Source organism: Pseudomonas subflava, from assembly GCF_023823685.1.
Taxonomy (GTDB): Bacteria; Pseudomonadota; Gammaproteobacteria; order Pseudomonadales; family Pseudomonadaceae; genus Aquipseudomonas; species Aquipseudomonas subflava.
This window is the reverse complement of record NZ_JAMXBF010000007.1, coordinates 194,376-212,789: the sequence shown is the minus strand read 5'-3', so window position 1 is coordinate 212,789 and position 18,414 is coordinate 194,376. Positions and strand designations below refer to the sequence as shown.

Annotated in this window: 18 protein-coding genes; 9 read left to right on the top strand and 9 right to left on the bottom strand. The window is 69.7% G+C overall.

The window, feature by feature from the left end; all coding sequences use genetic code 11:
* The first annotated feature begins 165 nt into the window (after positions 1–165).
* The gene (locus tag NF616_RS12425) at positions 166–1,323 is read left to right on the top strand and encodes a TIGR03364 family FAD-dependent oxidoreductase (RefSeq protein ID WP_252273591.1); all 1,158 of its coding nucleotides are present in this window, start codon (positions 166–168) and stop codon (positions 1,321–1,323) included.
* The gene (locus tag NF616_RS12420) at positions 1,320–1,886 is read left to right on the top strand and encodes an HD domain-containing protein (RefSeq protein WP_252273590.1); all 567 of its coding nucleotides are present in this window, start codon (positions 1,320–1,322) and stop codon (positions 1,884–1,886) included. The genes NF616_RS12425 and NF616_RS12420 overlap by 4 nt, the downstream gene beginning before the upstream one ends.
* Positions 1,887–2,099: 213 nt before the next feature.
* On the opposite strand, the gene NF616_RS12415 is transcribed toward NF616_RS12420, so the two are convergent.
* On the bottom strand, positions 2,100–3,002 hold the full coding sequence (locus NF616_RS12415; RefSeq protein ID WP_252273589.1) for a LysR family transcriptional regulator: 903 nt from the start codon (positions 3,000–3,002) through the stop codon (positions 2,100–2,102).
* Positions 3,003–3,089: 87 nt separating this feature from the next.
* On the opposite strand from NF616_RS12415, the gene NF616_RS12410 reads away from it, so the two are divergent.
* A complete protein-coding gene (locus NF616_RS12410; protein WP_252273588.1) occupies positions 3,090–3,971 on the top strand; it encodes a DMT family transporter in 882 nt (293 codons plus the stop codon).
* 21 nt (positions 3,972–3,992) lie between these two features.
* Here NF616_RS12410 and NF616_RS12405 read toward each other — a convergent pair whose 3' ends face one another.
* From NF616_RS12405 to NF616_RS12390, 4 genes are all read right to left on the bottom strand, one after another.
* Positions 3,993–4,547: a hypothetical protein gene (locus NF616_RS12405; protein ID WP_252273587.1), complete on the bottom strand. Its 555-nt coding sequence runs from the start codon at positions 4,545–4,547 to the stop codon at positions 3,993–3,995.
* Between the two features lie 165 nt (positions 4,548–4,712).
* Positions 4,713–6,086, bottom strand: coding sequence for a GTPase/DUF3482 domain-containing protein (locus NF616_RS12400; protein ID WP_252273586.1), 1,374 nt, complete (start codon positions 6,084–6,086; stop codon positions 4,713–4,715).
* Positions 6,079–7,464, bottom strand: coding sequence for a DUF2868 domain-containing protein (locus NF616_RS12395; RefSeq protein ID WP_252273585.1), 1,386 nt, complete (start codon positions 7,462–7,464; stop codon positions 6,079–6,081). The genes NF616_RS12400 and NF616_RS12395 overlap by 8 nt, the downstream gene beginning before the upstream one ends.
* 83 nt (positions 7,465–7,547) lie before the next feature.
* Positions 7,548–8,639: a glycerophosphodiester phosphodiesterase gene (locus NF616_RS12390; protein ID WP_252273584.1), complete on the bottom strand. Its 1,092-nt coding sequence runs from the start codon at positions 8,637–8,639 to the stop codon at positions 7,548–7,550.
* Between the two features lie 139 nt (positions 8,640–8,778).
* Between NF616_RS12390 and NF616_RS12385 the strand changes: the two genes are divergently transcribed.
* Entirely contained in the window at positions 8,779–9,303 is a 525-nt protein-coding gene (locus tag NF616_RS12385; protein ID WP_252273663.1) for a dihydrofolate reductase, read from the top strand.
* Positions 9,304–9,550: 247 nt separating this feature from the next.
* A complete protein-coding gene (locus NF616_RS12380; RefSeq protein ID WP_252273583.1) occupies positions 9,551–10,195 on the top strand; it encodes a YitT family protein in 645 nt (214 codons plus the stop codon).
* A 25-nt stretch (positions 10,196–10,220) separates the two neighbouring features.
* On the opposite strand, the gene NF616_RS12375 is transcribed toward NF616_RS12380, so the two are convergent.
* Positions 10,221–10,679 (bottom strand): metallophosphoesterase family protein, encoded by a 459-nt coding sequence (locus NF616_RS12375; RefSeq protein ID WP_252273582.1) that lies wholly within the window; start codon positions 10,677–10,679, stop codon positions 10,221–10,223.
* Positions 10,680–10,787: 108 nt separating this feature from the next.
* Entirely contained in the window at positions 10,788–12,626 is a 1,839-nt protein-coding gene (ilvD, locus tag NF616_RS12370) for a dihydroxy-acid dehydratase (RefSeq protein ID WP_252273581.1), read from the bottom strand.
* Positions 12,627–13,068: 442 nt separating this feature from the next.
* Here ilvD and NF616_RS12365 point away from each other — a divergent pair, with 442 nt between their 5' ends.
* On the top strand, positions 13,069–13,914 hold the full coding sequence (locus NF616_RS12365) for a poly(ethylene terephthalate) hydrolase family protein (RefSeq protein WP_252273580.1): 846 nt from the start codon (positions 13,069–13,071) through the stop codon (positions 13,912–13,914).
* Between the two features lie 34 nt (positions 13,915–13,948).
* Here the strand turns inward: NF616_RS12365 and NF616_RS12360 are convergent, their stop codons facing one another.
* Positions 13,949–15,145 (bottom strand): class I SAM-dependent rRNA methyltransferase, encoded by a 1,197-nt coding sequence (locus NF616_RS12360; protein WP_252273579.1) that lies wholly within the window; start codon positions 15,143–15,145, stop codon positions 13,949–13,951.
* 181 nt (positions 15,146–15,326) lie between these two features.
* Positions 15,327–15,866, bottom strand: coding sequence for a type 1 glutamine amidotransferase domain-containing protein (locus NF616_RS12355; RefSeq protein WP_252273578.1), 540 nt, complete (start codon positions 15,864–15,866; stop codon positions 15,327–15,329).
* 191 nt (positions 15,867–16,057) lie between these two features.
* On the opposite strand from NF616_RS12355, the gene NF616_RS12350 reads away from it, so the two are divergent.
* From NF616_RS12350 to NF616_RS12340, 3 genes are all read left to right on the top strand, one after another.
* Positions 16,058–16,873 (top strand): HDOD domain-containing protein, encoded by an 816-nt coding sequence (locus NF616_RS12350; protein WP_252273662.1) that lies wholly within the window; start codon positions 16,058–16,060, stop codon positions 16,871–16,873.
* Between the two features lie 66 nt (positions 16,874–16,939).
* Positions 16,940–17,752 carry a bifunctional DNA-formamidopyrimidine glycosylase/DNA-(apurinic or apyrimidinic site) lyase gene (mutM, locus tag NF616_RS12345; RefSeq protein WP_252273577.1) on the top strand — a complete coding sequence of 271 codons (813 nt, stop codon included), beginning with the start codon at positions 16,940–16,942 and terminating at the stop codon, positions 17,750–17,752.
* A gap of 45 nt (positions 17,753–17,797) precedes the next feature.
* Positions 17,798–18,376, top strand: a complete 579-nt coding sequence (locus NF616_RS12340) for a lysophospholipid acyltransferase family protein (protein ID WP_252273576.1) — start codon at positions 17,798–17,800, stop codon at positions 18,374–18,376.
* Positions 18,377–18,414 lie beyond the last annotated feature (38 nt).

Sequence of the window (18,414 nt, the reverse complement as noted above, 5' to 3'; positions counted from 1 at the left end):
AGTGGAGAGGGTTGGGGAGAGGGCGCGACAACAAGCCCCTCTCCCCCTGCCCCTCTCCCACAAGTGGGCGAGGGGAGACCTGCCCGTAGTCCGGATGCAATCCGGGACACCCGCAACACCCATCCCCGGATTGCATCCGGGCTACAGATTTCCAGGAGTTTCCCCATGAGTCAGCACGACTGCGACCTGCTGGTCGTCGGTGCCGGCATGCTCGGCCTTGCCCATGCCTGGGCCGGTGCCAAGCGCGGCCTCAAGGTCAAGGTCTTCGAGCGCACCGCCACGCCGCTCGGCGCCTCCATCCGCAACTTCGGCCAGGCCCTGGTCACCGGCCAGGCGCCGGGGCCGATGCTCGACCTGGCGCGCCAGGCCCACGGCCTGTGGGCCGAGCTGGGCAAGGCCGCGGGCCTGGCGCTGAAGCAGCAAGGTTCGCTGGTATTCGCCCGCACTGAGGCCGAGGAGGCCATGCTCGAAGCCTTCTGCGCCGGCCGCGCGCGTGAACTCGGCTACCGCGTCGAACTGCTGCGCGGCGCCGCGCTGGACGGCCTGTACGCCGGCCGCTTCACCCACCACCGTGCCGCCCTGCACGGGTTGGACGACCAGCAGCTGTACTCGCGCGAGGCGCTGCCGCAGATCGTCGATCATCTGCGCGGCCTCGGCGTCGAGTTCCACTTTTCCACCCTGGTCCGTGATGTCGAATCCGGCAGCGCGCTGACCACCGCCGGGCGCTTCACCGCGCGGCACATCCTGGTCTGCTCCGGGCATGACTATCAGACCCTGCTGGCCGAACCCATGGCCGCGCTCAAGCCGTCCGTGTGCCGCTTGCAAATGCTGCGCGCGCGCCTGGAGCGCCCGCTGGACCTGCAGCACGCCGTGCTCACCGGCCTCAGCTGCGTGCACTACGGCGCCTTCGCCGACCTGCCCGAGGCCGCGGCGATCCAGGCCGAGATCCGCCGCGACTACCCGGCGCTGGAGCAATACGGCATCCACCTGCTGGTCAGCCCGACGCCCTATGGCGAGCTGATCATCGGTGACTCCCACGACTACGGCAGCGACGCCGCGCCGTTCAACGCCGAGGACGTCGACCAGCTGCTGATCGAGCTGGCCGAGCACACCCTAGGCGGTCGCCTGCAGGTGCTCGAGCGTTGGCAGGGCGTGTACGGCTCCCGTGGCCCCGGCCCGTTCAGCGTGCTGCGCGCCGCCGAGGGTGTGACCGCGGTGCTGATGCACACCGGCCTGGGCATGAGCGTCGGCCTCGGCCTGGGCGAGCGCACTATCGCCGCGCTGCTCGGCGAGGGCGACTGGCCCGTGGCGCTGCCGGCGTGAGTGCCGCGCTGGCGGTGGCCGAGCTGTTCGCCCTGTGCCGCCAGCAGGCCCAGGCCGACTACATCGGAGAGGCGGTCAGCCAGCTCGAACACATGGTCCAGGCCGCCGAGCTGGCGCGCGACGAGGGCGCCGACGAGGAGCTGATCCTCGCCGCCTTCTGCCACGACGTCGGCCACTTCTGCGTGCCGCCGGCGGCGCACAACAGCATGGCCGGCCTCGGCCGCCAGGGCCACGAGCGGGTCGGCGCGCGCTGTCTGCGCGGGCTGGGTTTCTCCGCCCGGCTCAGCGGCCTGGTGGCCCTGCATGTCGAGGCCAAGCGCTACCTGTGCCGGCGTGAGCCAGGCTACCTGGCGGCGCTCAGCCCGGCCAGCCTGCAGACGCTGAGCTGGCAGGGCGGGCCAATGAGCGAGGCCCAGGCCGATGCCTTCGAGCGCGATCCCCTGTTCGCCGACAGCCTGCGCCTACGCCGCTGGGACGAGGCGGCCAAGGTGCCCGGCCGTCCCGCGGCCGAGCTGGCCTGGCTGGAAGAGCTGGCCCTGCGCGTGCACTCAGCGAGGTCGTAGGCCGGGCTGCGCGCGGGTTGAGGCGTCGGTTGGGGTGGGCGCAGCGAAGCCCAACGGGCTCACACGCCGCTGCTGGGCTCGCCCTTACGCAGTTCGCCTCAACCCGCTGCAGGACGGCCCTGCGTAGGGTGGAAACGGCCGCAGGCCTTTTCCACCATGGGCGCCCACGGTGGACAACGCTGCGCGGTTGTCCACCCTACGGCTGCACAACGCTTAGCCGGCCAGCCCGGCCGCCAAATGGTCGATCAACGCGCGCAGCTTCGGCGGCAGATGGCGATTGGACGGGTACAGCGCCCAGGCCGTGCCGTGGTAGTAGCCGGTGTAGCGCCAGTCGCCGAGCACCTGCAGAAGCCGACCATCGGCCAGCGCCTCGTCGGCGGTGAAGCTCGGCAGGCAGGCGATGCCCAGGTGATCGAGCGCGCCGTTGAGGCGCACTTCGCTGTGGTTGCTGGCGAAGCGGCCGCGCACGGCCACCGTGCATTGCTCGCCGTCCTTGGCGAAGTGCCAGCGGTGGTCGTCGGCGCGCTCGTCCAGGTACAGGCAGCGATGGCGCACCAGGTCCTGCGGGTGTTGCGGCGTGCCGTGGTCGGCCAGGTACTGCGGCGTGGCGCACAGCAGGTGCTCGACCTGGCACAAGGGGCGGCCGGCCATCTGCTCCGGGGGCTGCTCGGTGATGCGGATGATCAGGTCGAACCCCTCGGCGATCGGGTCCGGGCTGCGGTCGCTGAGGTTGAGGCTGACGTCGACCTCCGGGTGCCTGGCGAGAAAGTCTGCCATCAGCGGCGCGACCAGGTACTTGCCGAAGGCCTTGGGCACCGACAGGCGCACCTGGCCACGGGCATCGCTCATCAGCCGCTCGCCCACCGCCACGGCGGCCTCGGCGGCGCCGAGCATCTCCCGGCAGCGCTCGAATACTTCGCTGCCGGCCTCGGTCAGGCGCAGGCGGCGGGTGGTGCGTTCCAGCAGGCGCAGGCCCAGGGCCGCCTCCAGCTGGGCGAGCTGGCGACTCAGCGCCGAGCCGCTAGTGTGCAGCTGGCGCGCGGCGGCGGAGAAGCTGCCGCACTCCACCACGCGGACGAAGCTGGCCATCAGCGGCAGCAGGTTATTCATGCTCATCAGGAACGAGTCTCGTGCGGGATGGCCTGATTATCGCGGTGAGGTTGGCAATGGACAATTGCCCCATTGCCACCGCGAGCCACCGTCATGACCAGCCTGACCGCCACCCATCGTTCCCGCCTGCTGCACGGCAGCGACCTGCTCCTGCTGCTGGTGGCGCTGGTGTGGGGCACCAGTTACGGCGTGGCCAAGCAGGCGCTGGTGTTCTACCCGGTGCTGGGCTTCCTCGCCGTGCGCTTCTGCATCACCTTCCTGCTGCTGGCGCCGCAGCTGCGCGGCGCGGGCCGGCGCGCCTGGGCGCCCGGCCTGCCGCTGGGCCTGGCCATGCTGGCGATCTTCCTCTGCGAGACCTACGGCGTGCAGCTGACCACGGCGAGCAACGCCGCTTTCCTGATCAGCCTGTGCGTGGTGCTGACGCCCTTCGTCGAGTGGCTGATGCTCGGCCAGCGCCCGGACGCGCGCCTGCTGCCGGCGGTGGCGCTGTCGCTGCTCGGCACCTGGCTGCTCAGCGGTGGCGTGGACCTCGACTTCGGTCTGGGCGACGGCCTGATGCTGGCCGCCGCGCTGCTGCGCGCCTTTCAGGTGTGCCTGACCCGCCGCCTCACCGCCGGCCGCGACGTGCCGTCGCTGGCGCTCACCGCCGTGCAGTCCGGCGTGATCGGCTTCGGCTGCCTGCTGCTCGGCGCGCTGCTGCTGCCCGGCGGCCTGCCGCCGCTGCCGACCGCGCCGGCGTTCTGGGTCGGCAGCCTGTACCTGGTGCTGTTCGCCACCCTGTTCGCCTTCTATGTACAGAACTGGGCGCTGGGCCGCAGCAGCCCGACCCGGGTCAGCCTGCTGATGGGCAGCGAGCCGCTGTTCGGCGCGCTGTTCGCCGTGCTCTGGCTGAGCGAGACGCTGAGCCTGCAGGCGTGGATCGGCGGGCTGCTGATCGTCGCCGCGACGCTGTGGACCAGCCTGGCGCGGCGCTGAGGCGCTAGCGGATCAGGCCGATCAGGACAGCAGGCTGGCCTCTTCCTCGGGGCTGCCGACGGCGCCGGACCGGTCACCGTGGCTCTGCTCCTTCTCCTTGGCCGCCTGCAGCTCGGCACGCTGCTGCATGCGCTGGGCGATCTCCTCTTCGATGGCCTTCTGCTTCTCCGGCGGCATCGCGGCGATCTCCTCCTCGGTCAGGCCCATCTCCTTGAGGATCGCGTCGCGCATCTTCTCGGCCGGGGTCATCGCCATGTATTCGTGGAAGGCCTGGCTCGCCGAACTCTCGCCGACCAGGCTGGAGGTCAGCTTGCCCTGGCTGAGGCTGGTTTCCTTGCCTTCCTGGTCCGCCAGGTTCTGCAGCCTGACGCGCAGCCGGGCGAAGCCCTCGTTGTAGGCCTCCTCGGCGCGGAAGTCATAGCCGGAGCTGCTGCTGGAACCGCCGGAGCCGGTGCCGGCCGAGGGCGCCGCGGGCGCGCCCAGGGCGAACAGCTCCTCGTCCGGGAGCCGATCCTTGCCACGTACGCCGAGAAACGACCAGGCGAATTGCCCGCCGATGCCGCCGATGCTGTTCATGGTTCCTCCTGATCCGTAGGACGCGAACCCACACAGGAGCAAGGCCGATGCCAGCCTCGGTGGGCGGTGGCATTGCTTTGTGCATCAAGGAGTTGGGCGCCGTCGGCGCAGGCGCAGCGGCAAATACCGGCCCGTCTGCGGCAAGGGGTTGCCGCCGGTGACGCCTCAGTTGCCGCCCAGCTCCCCTGCCAGGCGTTCGACCTGGCGTTGGCGCTCGACCTGATCCAGCTGCGGCGCGGGGTTCAGCGACGACCATTCGGGATGGGCGCGGGCCCGGCGCAGCGCCTCGGGCAGGGCGGCCTGGCGCCAGGCCTCGTCGCGCGGATCGTCCAGCTGGATCGCCGTGGTCGCCGCGTGGCCGCGTGTGGCCAGCGCCGCCAGCAGCTGGCGCTGGCGCAGGGCAAGCAGGCGCAGCACGTTGTCGTCGACGCTCAGCTCGCGCTCGCCACGCAGCTTGCCGAGCAGGCGCCCGCCATAGCTGCGCGCGGTCTGCAGACCGCCGCCGGCGAGCGCGCCGAGCAGCGCCGCGGCGCCCAGGGTGAGGCCGCCGACCAGCAGGTCGACACCGGCGCCGGCCGCGGCCCCGGCGGCCATACCGCCGCCGACCCGGATGCCGAGCTGGCGCAATGTCTCGGGGTTGAACAGGTCGTCGCCCCAGCGCCCGGCCTGCAGCGGCAGTTCGCCGGCGCGGGCGTCACCCTCGCGGAAGGCGTACAGGCGCAGCAGGGCCTCGACGCAGCGTTGCTCGCGCTGGCGCACGGCCTGGTGCAGGGCGGCGATCTCGGCCTGCTCGATCGTCGGTTGCGTGGCGACACCGCGGCGCAGGGCGGCGCAGTCCACCAGCAGCTCGGCGATCAGCCGGGCGCCGGCCTCGCGGCGCATGTCGGCCTGCGCCTCGTGATCGACGATCAGCCGCTCCAGCGCCGTGCGCGCCGGCTCCACCAGCAGGGCCAGGCTCTCGTACAGGCGTCGCTCGCCGTCCAGCGGCGGCGCCACGCTGTCGAAGCGCACCAGTGCATGCAGGCCGAGGCGGGCGAGGGCGTCGCGCCATTCGGCCTCGCGCTGGCGCTCGCAGGCGCTGAAGTTGAGCACCGGCAGCAACGGCCGTCCGCAGCCGGCCAGCACGCTCAGCTCGTCGCGGTACTTGGCCAGCACCGGCTCGCGCGCGTCGATCACGTACAGGCCGGCGTCGCTGGCCAGCAACTGGCGCAGCACTTTGGCCTCCTGCTCGAAGCGCTGGCGCGCCTCGGCGGTGTCGAGAAAACGCGCCGTGCGGGCCGGACCGTCCAGGCGCTCGCCGGGGCGTTCCAGCTGCTCCAGGTAGTCGAGCAGGGCGATGGCGTCTTCCAGCCCGGGCGTGTCGTACAGCTCCAGCAGCGCCTCGCCGGCCACCGACAGGCGCGCGCCCTCGACGTGACGGGTGGTGCTGGGGCGGTGCGACACCTCGCCGAAACCGGCGTCGCGCAGCAGGGTGCGCAGCAGCGAGGTCTTGCCGACATTGGTATGGCCGACCACGGCCAGGCGCAGCGGCTTAGTCATGGCCGCGCTCCAGCCAGGCCGCGGGCGAGGCGTCGGAGAAGGTCAGGCCGAGGCGCTGCAGGGCCTCGTGCCAGTCGCCCAGGCGCTGGCTGTCCAGCGCCTCGCCGGGCGGCGGCGGCAGCAGCCAGATGCGCGTGGCGGCGGCGTTGCGCGACAGCTCGCCGAGCAGCGCCAGGGTGCCGCGGTCCGGCGAGCGGCGCGGGTCGACGGCGATGGCCAGGCGCGCCGGCGGGAAGCGACCGAGCTGGTCGAGCAGGCGCTGGCGCTGCTCGCGGCCGTCGAGCACGCCGGCATCGGCCACGCCCTTGCCCAGCGCCGGTGGCCAGGGGCGACCGGCGTCCAGCTCCACCGCCACCAGCAGGGCGCCGCCGCCGGCCTCGAGCCGCTGGCCGGCGTGCGGTTCCGGCAGTGCGGCGGGCGCGGGGTCGATCACGCCGAGGCGTTCGGCCGGCGGTTGCAGGCGCTCGGCCAGCAGGCGATAGGCGGGCAGGTCGAGATCCAGGCTCAGGCGCATGCTGCCGTGGCGCCAGCGCCACAGGCACAGCAGCAACAGCAGCGCGCGCGGCAGCAGGCCGAACACCAGCAAAACGCCGAGCAGCCAGCCGGCCCAGGCGTGGCGCGCGGCCTCGTCGGTCAGTGCTGCCGCACCACTGGCGCGGATGGTCTCCACGTCCGGCAGCGGGAAGCCGAGCAGGGCGGGCAGGCCGCCGAGCAGGTGGGTGAGGGTGACGAAGGCGTCGCCGGAGAGCAGCGTGGTTTCCCAGACGAAGCCGTAGCGCCGGGTGCTGAGCAGGAGCAGCAGCATCACCGCCGCGCAGCCCAGCGCAAGCAGCCACAGGCCATGGACCAGCGCGCCGAGCAGCCAGCGGTTGAGACGCCGGCGGCGCAGCAGCAGGACCAGCGCCGGGCCGAGCTGGGCGGCCGCGGCGTCGCGCGCCAGCTTCTCGCTGAGCCACAGCCACAGGCGGCCGAGCGCGGCCTGGTGCTCGCCGGCGAAGAGCAGGCCGAACAGCCAGCCGAGCAGGGTCAGGAGATGCAGGCCGAGCAGGCTGCCCAGGGCCCAGAACACATTGACCGGGCGGCTGCCGTCGCCGAGGGCGGCGAAGGCCAGGGCCGCGCCGCTGAGCAGCGCCAGCACGGCCAGGGCCAGCAGCGCCAGGCGGCCGCCCTGCAGCCAGTGGCGCAGGGCGCGGGTCTGCCCGTCGCGGCCGGCGAGAAACAGGGCGCGGGCCTGGATGCGGGTGGCCAGGTCGGTGCCGGTCTGGCGCGCCAGGCGGTTGGCTTCACTGTCCTCCAGCGGGCCGGCGTGTTCCTCGCGCAGGCGCACGGCTTCACACAGCCAGAGGCATTGCAGGTGGTTTGATCGGGCTTCGCTCACGCGGCGTCTCTTTCACCGGAATGAGGCGGAAGCATAACCGCACAACAACCGGCGCCGCGACACGGCGGCGCCGGTTGCTCGCCTCAGCGCTGCTCGCGCAGGCGTACGGCGACGTCCGGCTGGTCGGTGAACAGGCCGTCGATGCCGGCCTCGAGGAAGGCGCGCATTTCCGCCGCGCTGTCGCTGCGCTCGTCCGGCCGGTCGCTGCTGCGCAGGGCGGTCGGCAGGAAGGCGTTCTCGGCGCGGAAGGTGTAGGGGTGCACCTTGAGCCCGGCGGCGTGGGCGTCGGCGACGAAGCGGGTCGGCTGGCCCAGGTTGCCGGCCGCGTCGCGCGGGATCACGTAGCTCTTCTCCGGGCCGACCCCGGCGGCATAGCGGGCGACGCGGCGCAGGCCCTCGGCTGTGGCCATCTTCGCGTAGGTCAGCTGCGAGCCCTGCGCCTGCTGGTCGTAGGGCTGGCCGCTGCCGAACAGCTGGACCAGGCGCAGGCGGCTGTGGCGAGCCAGGTGGCGCAGGTTGTCGACCTCGAACGACTGGATGTACACCGGATCGCGGCGGTCCTTGTAGCCGTTGCGGGCGAGGGTGCGCAGCAGCGGCGCCTCCATCGCTAGGCCGAGCTGCTGGAAGTGGGTCGGGTGCTTGGTCTCGATGTACAGGCCGATGCGCCGCCGCTCGCTGCGCTCCATGGTCTTCACCAGGGTGATGATCTCCTGCAGCGTCGGCACCTCGAAGGCGCCGTCCAGTCGTGCGTTGCCGGGGCGGATGTCGGGGATGCGCTCGATGGCGCGCAGGGTCTTCAGCTCGGCCAGGGTGAAGTCCTCGCTGAACCAGCCGCTGAGGCTGACGCCATCCACCGTCTGGGTGCGCCTGCGGTCGGCGAATTCCGGGCGGTCGGCGACGTCGGTGGTCAGCCCCAGCTCGTTGTCGTGGCGCGCCACCAACTGGCCGTCGCGGGTCATCACCAGGTCCGGCTCGATGTAGTCGGCGCCCTGCAGCACGGCCAGGGCATAGGAGGCCAGGGTGTGTTCCGGCACATAGCCGCTGGCGCCGCGATGGCCGATCACCAGGGGCGTGGGCTCGGCGCGGGCGGTGGGTGCGGCATCGCCGGCGTGGGCGAACAGGGGCAACGTCAGGCTGGCGGCGACCAGCCAATGCCGCAGGGATTGGATCTGCATGGCAACGCTCCTTGCGGGGTGGGGAGAGGGTAACAGCGCTTCCACCCTGACCGCCCGCGATGACCGTTTACCGAACGTGTCATGGCAGGACGATGACCGTCGGCCATGCTGCGCGCTGCTTCACACCGGGGCCTCTGGTATCCTCGCGGCCATGAACCAGACCCTGCCCCTCTGCCTGATCGCCGCCCTCGCGGAAAACCGCGTGATCGGCCGCGACAACCAACTGCCCTGGCACCTGCCGGCGGACCTCAAGCACTTCAAGGCCAAGACGCTCGGCAAGCCGATCATCATGGGCCGCAAGACCTGGGATTCGCTGGGCCGGCCGCTGCCGGGTCGCCTCAACCTGGTGGTCAGCCGCCAAGCGGGGCTGCAGCTGGAAGGGGCCGAGGTGTTCGCCTCGCTGGAGCAGGCGATCGTGCGCTCCGACGAGTGGGCCCGCGCCCAGGGCGTGGACGAGCTGATGCTGATCGGTGGCGCCCAGCTCTACGAACAGGGCCTGGCCCAGGCCGCGCGCCTGTACCTGACCCGCGTGGCGCTGCAGCCCGAGGGCGATGCCTGGTTCCCGGCCTTCGACGAGGCCGCCTGGCAGCGCAGCGAGTGCGAAGCGCACGAAGCGACCGACGCTTCGCCGGCCTACCGCTTCGAGACCTGGCAGCGCCGCTAGAGGCCTGTTTGGCTAATTCAAATATCCAATTTCGGCGCCAGGCTTTGCCATACGTCGTTGCCGCTCCTCGCCGTAGCTCTGCTACGACTCGTCGCGACGCCTAGTCTGGCAAACCCTGGCACTCGAACTTGAATGCACGCATTAACCGCACAGGCCGCTAGGACTTTTCTTCACTGTCATTGATCGAGGTCGCCTTCGCCCGAAGGCGGCGCCCTATGCTTTTGCTTTTATCCGCCAAGATCCGCACATGACCGACCCTATCGACACGCCCGAGGCTGAAACCGTCGCCGCCATCTTCGTCCGCCACCCGCTGTGGGAGGATGCCCTGGCGCTGCTGTTCGGCACCGCCCTGGTGGCCCTGGGCATCGCCTTCTACACCCACGCCGGGCTGCTCACCGGCGGCACCGTGGGTATCGCCTTCCTGGCCAAGTACCTGGCCGGCTGGCCGTTCGGCCTGGTGTTCTGCCTGGTTAACCTGCCGTTCTACGCGCTCGGCATCTGGCGCCTGGGCTGGGCCTTCACCCTGCGCACCGGCTGCGCCGTGCTGCTGGTGTCGCTGCTGGCCGAACTGACGCCGGGCTGGGTCGCCTTCGCTCACCTCGATGTGCTGTACGCCGCGCTGTTCGGCGGTGCGGCCATGGGCCTGGGCCTGCTGATGCTGTTCCGCCACCGGGCCAGCCTGGGCGGGGTGAACATCCTCGCGCTGTTCCTGCAGGAACGCTTCGGCGTGCGTGCCGGCACGGTGCAGATGGCCATCGACGCGGTCATCGTGCTGGGCGCGATCTTCGTGGTGACGCCGGACAAGGTGGCGCTGTCGGTGCTCGGCGCGGTGATGCTCAACCTGGTGCTGGCGCTGAATCACCGCGCCGACCGTTATGTCGGTGTGAGCTGAGACGCTACGGTGCGCGCGGCGCGCCCTAAAGGGTGAGTTCGAGCAGTTCGGCGCGCACGGCGCCGTCTTCGATATGCAGCAGGCCGACGCTGATCGGCAGCTTGAAGCGCCGCGGCCCGGCACTGCCGGGGTTGACCCACAGGATGCCGTCGCGCTCCTCGATCAGCGGCTTATGCGAGTGACCGGTGATCACCACGCGCACGCCGTCCGGCAACCCGGCCGGCACATGGGCCCGCTCGTGCACCAGATACAGGCCGACGCCGCCGAGCTGCAGCTCGACCGCCAGCGGCAACTCGGCAGCCCACTCCAGGTTCTCGTCGTTGTTGCCGCGCACGACTGTCAGCGGGGCGATCTGGCGCAGCGCATCGAGGATCTCCGGCTTGCCGATATCGCCGGCATGCAGGATGTGCGCACACCCGGCCAGCGCCGCCAGCGCCTCGGGGCGCAGCAGGCCGTGGGTGTCGCTGATCAGGCCGATCTTCATGGCGCCTCTGCCTCCTCCTTAGGGTGCCCGCGCGCACTTCGCGTATCTGCGCACCCTGCAAAGCACGAGCCCGGCGCGGGGCCGGGCTCGTGTGGGTGCCGCCGCGCCTTATTGGTCGAGCAGCGACTTGTCGCGCACCGCACCTTTGTCGGCGCTGGTGGCCAGCAGGGCGTAGGCCTTCAGCGCGGTGGTCACCTTGCGTGCGCGTGGCGCGACCGGCTTCCAGCCCTTCTGGTCCTGGACGATGCGGCGGGCGGCCAGCTCTTCATCGCTCACCAGCAGGTTGATGCTGCGGTTGGGGATGTCGATCAGCACCTTGTCGCCATCGCGCACCAGGCCGATGGCGCCGCCCGCGGCGGCTTCCGGCGAGGCGTGGCCGATGGACAGGCCCGAGGTACCGCCGGAGAAGCGGCCGTCGGTGAGCAGGGCGCAGGCCTTGCCCAGGCCCTTGGACTTCAGGTAGCTGGTCGGATACAGCATCTCCTGCATGCCCGGGCCGCCTTTTGGGCCTTCGTAGCGGATGATCACGATGTCACCGGCCTTCACCTCGTCGGCGAGGATGCCCTTCACGGCGCTGTCCTGGCTCTCGAAGATCTTCGCGGTGCCTTCGAACACGTGGATCGATTCGTCGACGCCGGCGGTTTTCACCACGCAGCCGTCGAGGGCGATGTTGCCGTACAGCACGGCCAGACCGCCTTCCTGCGAGTAGGCATGCTCGACGCTGCGGATGCAGCCTTCGGCGCGGTCGTCATCCAGGGTGTCCCAGCGAGTGCTCTGGCTGAAGGCGGTCTGGGTCGGGATGCCGGCAGGGCCTGCCTTGAAGAAGGTGTGCACCTTCTCGTCCTGGGTCTGGGTAATGTCCCACTCGGCGATGGCGTCGGCCATGCTCGGGCTGTGCACGGTCGGTACGTCGGTGTGCAGCAGGCCGCCACGGGCCAGCTCGCCGAGGATCGAGAAGATGCCGCCGGCGCGGTGCACGTCTTCCATGTGGTACTTCTGGATGTTCGGCGCCACCTTGCACAGCTGCGGCACCTTGCGCGACAGGCGATCGATGTCGCGCAGGTCGAAGGCGATCTCCGCCTCCTGGGCGGCGGCCAGCAGGTGCAGGATGGTGTTGGTCGAGCCGCCCATGGCGATGTCCAGGGTCATGGCGTTCTCGAACGCCTTGAAGCTGGCGACGTTGCGCGGCAGTACGGACTCGTCGTTCTCGCCGTAGTAGCGCTGGCACAGCTCGACGGCCAGGCGGCCGGCGCGCAGGAACAGCTGCTCGCGATCACTGTGGGTGGCCAGGGTCGAACCGTTGCCCGGCAGGGACAGGCCCAGGGCTTCGGTCAGGCAGTTCATCGAGTTGGCGGTGAACATGCCGGAGCAGGAACCGCAGGTCGGGCAGGCGCTGCGCTCGTACTCGGCGACCTTCTCGTCGGAGCAGGAGTCGTCGGCGGCGACGACCATGGCGTCGACCAGGTCCAGGCCATGGTTGGCCAGCTTGGTCTTGCCGGCTTCCATCGGGCCGCCGGAGACGAACACCACCGGGATGTTCAGGCGCAGGGCGGCCATCAGCATGCCGGGGGTGATCTTGTCGCAGTTGCTGATGCACACGATGGCGTCGGCGCAGTGGGCGTTGACCATGTATTCCACGGAGTCGGCGATGATCTCGCGGCTCGGCAGGGAATAGAGCATGCCGTCGTGGCCCATGGCGATGCCGTCGTCCACGGCGATGGTGTTGAATTCCTTGGCCACGCCGCCGTGTTTCTCGATCTCGCGGGCGACCAGCTGGCCCAGGTCCTTCAGATGCACGTGGCCGGGCACGAACTGGGTGAAGGAGTTGGCGATGGCGATGATCGGCTTCTTGAAGTCTTCGTCCTTCATCCCGGTGGCGCGCCACAGGGCGCGGGCGCCGGCCATGTTGCGGCCGTGGGTGGAGGTCTTCGAGCGGTAATCGGGCATGACGGGTTCCTGCGGCTAATCAGGTAAGCAGTGGTTTGGGTGAGCGGGTCGGCGGCAGATGACCGCGTCGGAGGGTGGGCGTGCAGCGGGACGGGATCACCGTCCGCCCGGCCCGGGCTCACAAGCCCGCCGGAGGATGCCTGGCGAGGGAATGCCCCGATTCTACGCCCGCCGCCGCCGCCGAGCCAAGGCGGTGCGATTGCCGGTGCCGGCGGCGAAGGGTTAGCCCCTTGGTGCGATGCCGTTCATCCGCTTTCCCCCTTCGGTCGATTGCGGGTGTGACCGTGCGGTCACGTAGGGTTCGGCGGTGCGCCGCGGTCCGCGACCGGGCGCCGGCGTTCGCCAGCGATTTACCGTGCAGTGCAGCCCGGGTCCGGCGCAGTGGGTCGGGAGGGAAATGGCGATTCGTGTCTCAGGGAAACAAGAACGAGGAAACCCTTCGATGCATGACTTCAAACTCGGCGGCCTGCTGGCCGCGTTGCTGACCGCTTCGGCCTCTGCCCTGGCCGCTCCCCTGCCGGATACCCCCGGCACGCCGTTCCCGGCCGTGTCCAGCTTCGACAACAACGGCCCCTACGCCACCACCAGCCAGAGCGAGGGGCCGAGCTGCCGCATCTACCGGCCCAGCAACCTCGGTCAGAACGGCGTGCGCCACCCGATCATCCTCTGGGGCAACGGCACCGGGTCCAGCCCGAGCACCTACGCCGCGCTGCTCGGCCACTGGGCCAGCCACGGCTTCGTGGTGGCCGCGGCGGAGACGTCCAATGCCGGCACCGGCCAGGAGATGCTCGCCTGCCTGGATTACTTGGTGCAGGAAAACGCCGCCACCTACGGCACTTATGCCGGCAAGCTCAACGCCGGGCGCGTCGGCACGTCCGGGCATTCCCAGGGCGGCGGCGGTTCGATCATGGCCGGGCAGGACGACCGGGTGCGGGTGACGGCGCCCATCCAGCCGTACACCATCGGCCTGGGCCACGACAGCGCGTCGCAGCGCAACCAGAAGGGGCCGATGTTCCTGATGACCGGCGGCGGCGACACCATCGCCTTCCCCTACCTGAACGCCCAGCCGGTCTACACCCGCGCCAACGTGCCGGTGTTCTGGGGTGAGCGGCGCACGGTCAGCCACTTCGAGCCGGTCGGCAATGGCGGCGCCTACCGCGGGCCGTCCACCGCGTGGTTCCGCTATCACCTGATGAACGACCAGAACGCCAGCAGTACCTTCTACGGCACCTTCTGCGGCCTGTGCACCAGCCTGCTGTGGACCGAGCAGCGCAAGGGCATCAACTGATGCCCCCGCTCCGCCCGAAAGGGCGGGGCCTCCATCAGCTGTTGGGCAGCAGGCGTACCGTGAGGCTCTTGATGTAGCGGGTCTCGGGAATGGCCGGGTGCACCGGATGGTCCGGGCCCTGGCCGCCACGCTCGAGCAGCTGCAGGTTGCGGTCCAGGTGGCGGGCGCTGGAGAGCAGGATGTTCTGCAGGTCGTCTTCCGGCAGGTGCATGGAGCAACTGGCGCTGACCAGGATGCCGTCCTTGTTCAGCAGGCGCATGGCCTGTTCGTTGAGACGGCGGTAGGCGGCCTCGCCGTTCTTCAGGTCCTTCTTGCGCTTGATGAAGGCAGGTGGGTCGGCGACCACCACGTCGAAGCGCTCCTCGGCGGCCTTCAGTTCCTTCAACGCCTCAAACACGTCGCCTTCCACGCAGGTGACCTTCTCGGCCACGCCGTTGAGCGTGGCGTTGCGCTCCACACCGTCCAGCGCCAGGCTCGAGCCGTCCACGCAGAACACCTCGCTGGCGCCGAAGGCGGCGGCCTGTACACCCCAGCCGCCGACGTAGCTGAACAGGTCGAGTACGCGCTTGCCCTGCACGTAGGGCGCCAGGCGCGCGCGGTTCATGCGGTGGTCATAGAACCAGCCGGTCTTCTGGCCGCCGAGCACGGGGGCCTCGAATTTCACGCCGTTCTCCTCCAGCGCGACCCATTCGGGGACCACGCCGAAGGCGGTGTCGACGTAGCGCTGCAGACCCTCGGCGTCGCGGGCGGCGGAGTCGTTCTTGAACAGGATGCCGCGTGGCTTGAGCACCTGCACCAGCGCCTCGATCACCGCCTCTTTCTGCTGCTCCATGGTGGCAGAGGCCAGCTGCACCACCAGATGGTCGCCGAAGCGGTCGACCACCAGGCCCGGCAGCAGGTCGGAATCGCCGTACACCAGGCGGTAGTGCGGGGTGTCGAACAGGCGCTCGCGCAGGCTCAGGGCGACGTTCAGGCGGTGCACCAGCAGCGACTTGTCCAGCACGTGCTTGACATCGCGCGACAGCAGGCGGGCGCAGATCAGGTTGTTCGGGCTCATCGCCACGATGCCCAGCGGCTTGCCGCCGGCCGCTTCGAGGATCGCCTGGTCGCCGGCCTGGAAACCGTGCAGCGGAGTGGCTGCCACGTCGATCTCGTTGCTGTAGACCCACAGGTGACCGGCGCGCAGGCGACGATCGGCGTTGGCTTTGAGGCGCAGGGCGGGCAGGGTCATGGGGGCGCTCCGGGAAAAAGAGCGCGATTATACCCTGCCCACTCTGACCGGAGCCTGTTTACCAGCTTTTGAGCTAGAGCCAGGCAAGACGAGCGGGGGCGCGGAGTTTACCGGTCGTAAATGAGCAGCCCGAGACCGCGCTCGACGAAGCATGGCCGACGATCAAGTCGTAGACAGGTTCTCAGGCCGCCAGCAGCTCCAGCAGGGCCTGATTGAACGCCGGCAGGTCGTCCGGCTTGCGGCTGCTGATCAGGTTGCCGTCGCGGATCACTTCCTTGTCCTGCCAATCGCCGCCGGCGTTGCGGATGTCGTCCTTGAGCGACGGCCAGCTGGTCATGGTCTTGCCCTCGACCAGGCCGGCCGAGACCAGCAGCCAGGCGCCATGGCAGATCACCGCGATCGGCTTGCCGGACTTCTCGGCGGCCTGTACCAGGGTCAGCGCGGCGGTGTCGGTGCGGATGGTGTCGGAATTCATTACGCCGCCGGGCAGGACGATGGCGTCGTATTCCTCGACCTGGGCCTTGTCGATGGTGCCGTCGACCGGGAAGCTGTCGCCGGGCTTGTCGTGGTGCCAGCCCTGCACCTGGCCTTCCTTGGTGGAGAGCACATCGGCGCGGGCGCCGGCGGCTTCCAGGGCCTTCTTCGGTTCGGTCATCTCGACCTGCTCGAAGCCGTCGGTGACCAGCAGGGCGACGCGTTTGCCTTTCAGGGATAGCGACATGGCGGAATCTCCTCTGTGTCGGGGGTGTTCCTGTTCCGACCGGGCCCGACCGGAAAAGATCAGCCAAAAGGTTTAGCCGCCTTGTCGCATGCGCTCGGTTAGACTGTAGGCTCGTTCACACTTCCAGCTGTCGTGCCATGGTCCAGGAACTCTCCCCCGAACAGATTCAGCAGGTGCTGCAGGGCATCAGCGTGCCCCCGCAGCCGCAGATCATGGTCGATCTGCAGATGGAGCAGTTCATGCCCAACCCGGACCTGAAGAGCATCGCCAAGCTCATCAGCCAGGACCCGGGGCTGTCCGGCGCGCTGCTGAAGATCGTCAACTCGCCGTATTTCGGCCTGGCCAACAAGGTCAGCTCGATCCAGCGCGCGGTGAACCTGCTCGGCAGCCGCTCGGTGATCAATATGATCAATGCGCTGTCGATCAAGGGCGAGATGAGCGACGAGACCATCGTCACCCTCAACCGCTTCTGGGATACCGCCCAGGACGTGGCCATGACCTGCCTGACCCTGGCCAAACGGATCGGCTGCGAGGCGCCGGACGAGGCCTATACCCTGGGCCTGTTCCACAACTGCGGCATCCCGCTGATGCTCAAGCGCTTCCCCAACTACATGACGGTGCTGGAGGAGGCCTACTACAGCGCCGGCAACGAGCGCCGCATCGTCGACACCGAGAACCGCCTGCTCAACACCAACCACGCGGTGGTCGGCTACTACACCGCCAAGTCGTGGAACCTGCCGCTGCACCTGTGCGAGGCCATCGCCAACCACCACAACGCCCTGGCCATCTTCAGCAGCGACGATTCCAGCCGCGACGTGCAGCTGAAGAACCTGCTGGCTATCCTGAAGATGGCCGAGCACATCTGCGCGTGCTACCGCGTGCTCGGCAACCAGGAGCAGGACCACGAGTGGGACAGCATCCGCGGCCCGGTGCTGGACTACGTAGGGCTGTCGGAGTACGACTTCGACATGCTCAAGGACACCATCCACGACCTGGGCGCCGGCTGAGCGGCACTTAACCGGCCTGCCGGCGCCTGCTAAGGTGGCCGCCCCTTTCGTCGCAGTCTGACGTCCATGCCCGAACTCCCCGAAGTCGAAACCACCCGCCGCGGCATCGCGCCTCATCTCGAGGGACGCCGCGTCAGCCGCGTGCTGGTGCGCGAGCGCCGCCTGCGCTGGCCGATTCCCGAAGACCTCGACGTGCGCCTGTCGGGCCAGCGCATCGAGGCGGTGGAGCGGCGCGCCAAGTACCTGCTGATCAATGCCGAGGCCGGCACGCTGATCGGCCACCTGGGCATGTCCGGCAGCCTGCGCCTGGTGCCGGTGGGTACCCCGGCGGCCAAGCACGAGCATGTCGACATTGAGCTGGAGTCCGGCATGGCTCTGCGCTACACCGATCCACGGCGCTTCGGTGCGCTGCTCTGGAGCAACGACCCGTTCGGCCACGAGTTGCTCGTGCGCCTGGGCCCGGAGCCGCTGACCGAGGCCTTCGACGGCGAGCGTCTGTACCAGCTCTCGCGTGGCCGGGCCATGGCGGTCAAGCCGTTCATCATGGACAACGCCGTGGTGGTGGGCGTGGGCAACATCTATGCGACGGAGGCGCTGTTCGCCGCCGGCATCGACCCGCGCCGCGCCGCCGGGTCGATTTCCCGCGCCCGCTACGTGGCGCTGGCGCTGGAGATCAAGCGCATCCTCGCCCATGCCATCGAGCGTGGCGGCACCACCCTGCGCGACTTCGTCGGCGGCGATGGCCAGCCGGGCTACTTCCAGCAGGAGCTGTTCGCCTACGGCCGCGGCGGCGAGTTCTGCAAGGCCTGCGGCGGCACCCTGCGCGAGGTGAAGCTGGGCCAGCGCGCCAGCGTGTACTGCCCGCGCTGCCAGCGCTGACAGCGATTGCGCGACACCGCCGAGAACAAGAACAAGAGGTCAGAGATGTCCGGCAACTACCTGCCGCCCAATCCGCTCGCGGAGTGGCTCGGGCGCACCGTGCTGCGGCTCATGGGCTGGCGCATCGAGGGGCAGCTGCCCCGGCTCGACCGGTTCGTCGCCATCGGCGCCCACCACACGTCCAACTGGGACTTCGTGATCTTCATCGCGCTGAAGTTCGTGCTGCGCCTCAATGCCCGCTGGTTCGGCAAGCACAGCATCTTCCGCTGGCCCTTCGGCGGCCTGATGCGTCGCTGGGGCGGCATCCCGATCCAGCGTCACCTCAGCCTGAACATGGTGGAGCAGGCGATCCAGGGCTTTCGCGACAACCGCGAATTCATCCTGGTGCTGTCGCCGGAAGGCACGCGCAAGAAGGTCGAGCGCTGGAAGATGGGCTTCTACCACATCGCGCTGGGGGCGGGCGTGCCGATCGTGCCGGGGGCGCTGGACTTCGCCAATCGCCGGGTGGTGATCGGCGCGCCGTTCCAGCCGACCGGCGATGCCGAAGCGGACCTGCGGGCGCTGCTGGAGTTCTTCCGTCCCTATGTGCCGAAGAAGCCGGAATACGCCTTCCACGGCGATTGACGGCGTTCACGCTGACAATTGCGCGAGCACTGTTATAG

What these genes read in the sequence shown, in the direction of transcription:
- NF616_RS12340 (WP_252273576.1), top strand. Translation starts at nt 17,798, where the DNA reads ATGTCCGGCAACTACCTGCCGCCCAATCCGCTCGCGGAGTGGCTCGGG.
- NF616_RS12425 (WP_252273591.1), top strand. Translation starts at nt 166, where the DNA reads ATGAGTCAGCACGACTGCGACCTGCTGGTCGTCGGTGCCGGCATGCTC.
- NF616_RS12410 (WP_252273588.1), top strand. Translation starts at nt 3,090, where the DNA reads ATGACCAGCCTGACCGCCACCCATCGTTCCCGCCTGCTGCACGGCAGC.
- NF616_RS12360 (WP_252273579.1), bottom strand. Translation starts at nt 15,145, where the DNA reads ATGACCCTGCCCGCCCTGCGCCTCAAAGCCAACGCCGATCGTCGCCTG.
- NF616_RS12380 (WP_252273583.1), top strand. Translation starts at nt 9,551, where the DNA reads ATGACCGACCCTATCGACACGCCCGAGGCTGAAACCGTCGCCGCCATC.
- NF616_RS12390 (WP_252273584.1), bottom strand. Translation starts at nt 8,639, where the DNA reads ATGCAGATCCAATCCCTGCGGCATTGGCTGGTCGCCGCCAGCCTGACG.
- NF616_RS12415 (WP_252273589.1), bottom strand. Translation starts at nt 3,002, where the DNA reads ATGAGCATGAATAACCTGCTGCCGCTGATGGCCAGCTTCGTCCGCGTG.
- NF616_RS12365 (WP_252273580.1), top strand. Translation starts at nt 13,069, where the DNA reads ATGCATGACTTCAAACTCGGCGGCCTGCTGGCCGCGTTGCTGACCGCT.
- ilvD (WP_252273581.1), bottom strand. Translation starts at nt 12,626, where the DNA reads ATGCCCGATTACCGCTCGAAGACCTCCACCCACGGCCGCAACATGGCC.
- NF616_RS12375 (WP_252273582.1), bottom strand. Translation starts at nt 10,679, where the DNA reads ATGAAGATCGGCCTGATCAGCGACACCCACGGCCTGCTGCGCCCCGAG.
- NF616_RS12355 (WP_252273578.1), bottom strand. Translation starts at nt 15,866, where the DNA reads ATGTCGCTATCCCTGAAAGGCAAACGCGTCGCCCTGCTGGTCACCGAC.
- NF616_RS12400 (WP_252273586.1), bottom strand. Translation starts at nt 6,086, where the DNA reads ATGACTAAGCCGCTGCGCCTGGCCGTGGTCGGCCATACCAATGTCGGC.
- NF616_RS12405 (WP_252273587.1), bottom strand. Translation starts at nt 4,547, where the DNA reads ATGAACAGCATCGGCGGCATCGGCGGGCAATTCGCCTGGTCGTTTCTC.
- mutM (WP_252273577.1), top strand. Translation starts at nt 16,940, where the DNA reads ATGCCCGAACTCCCCGAAGTCGAAACCACCCGCCGCGGCATCGCGCCT.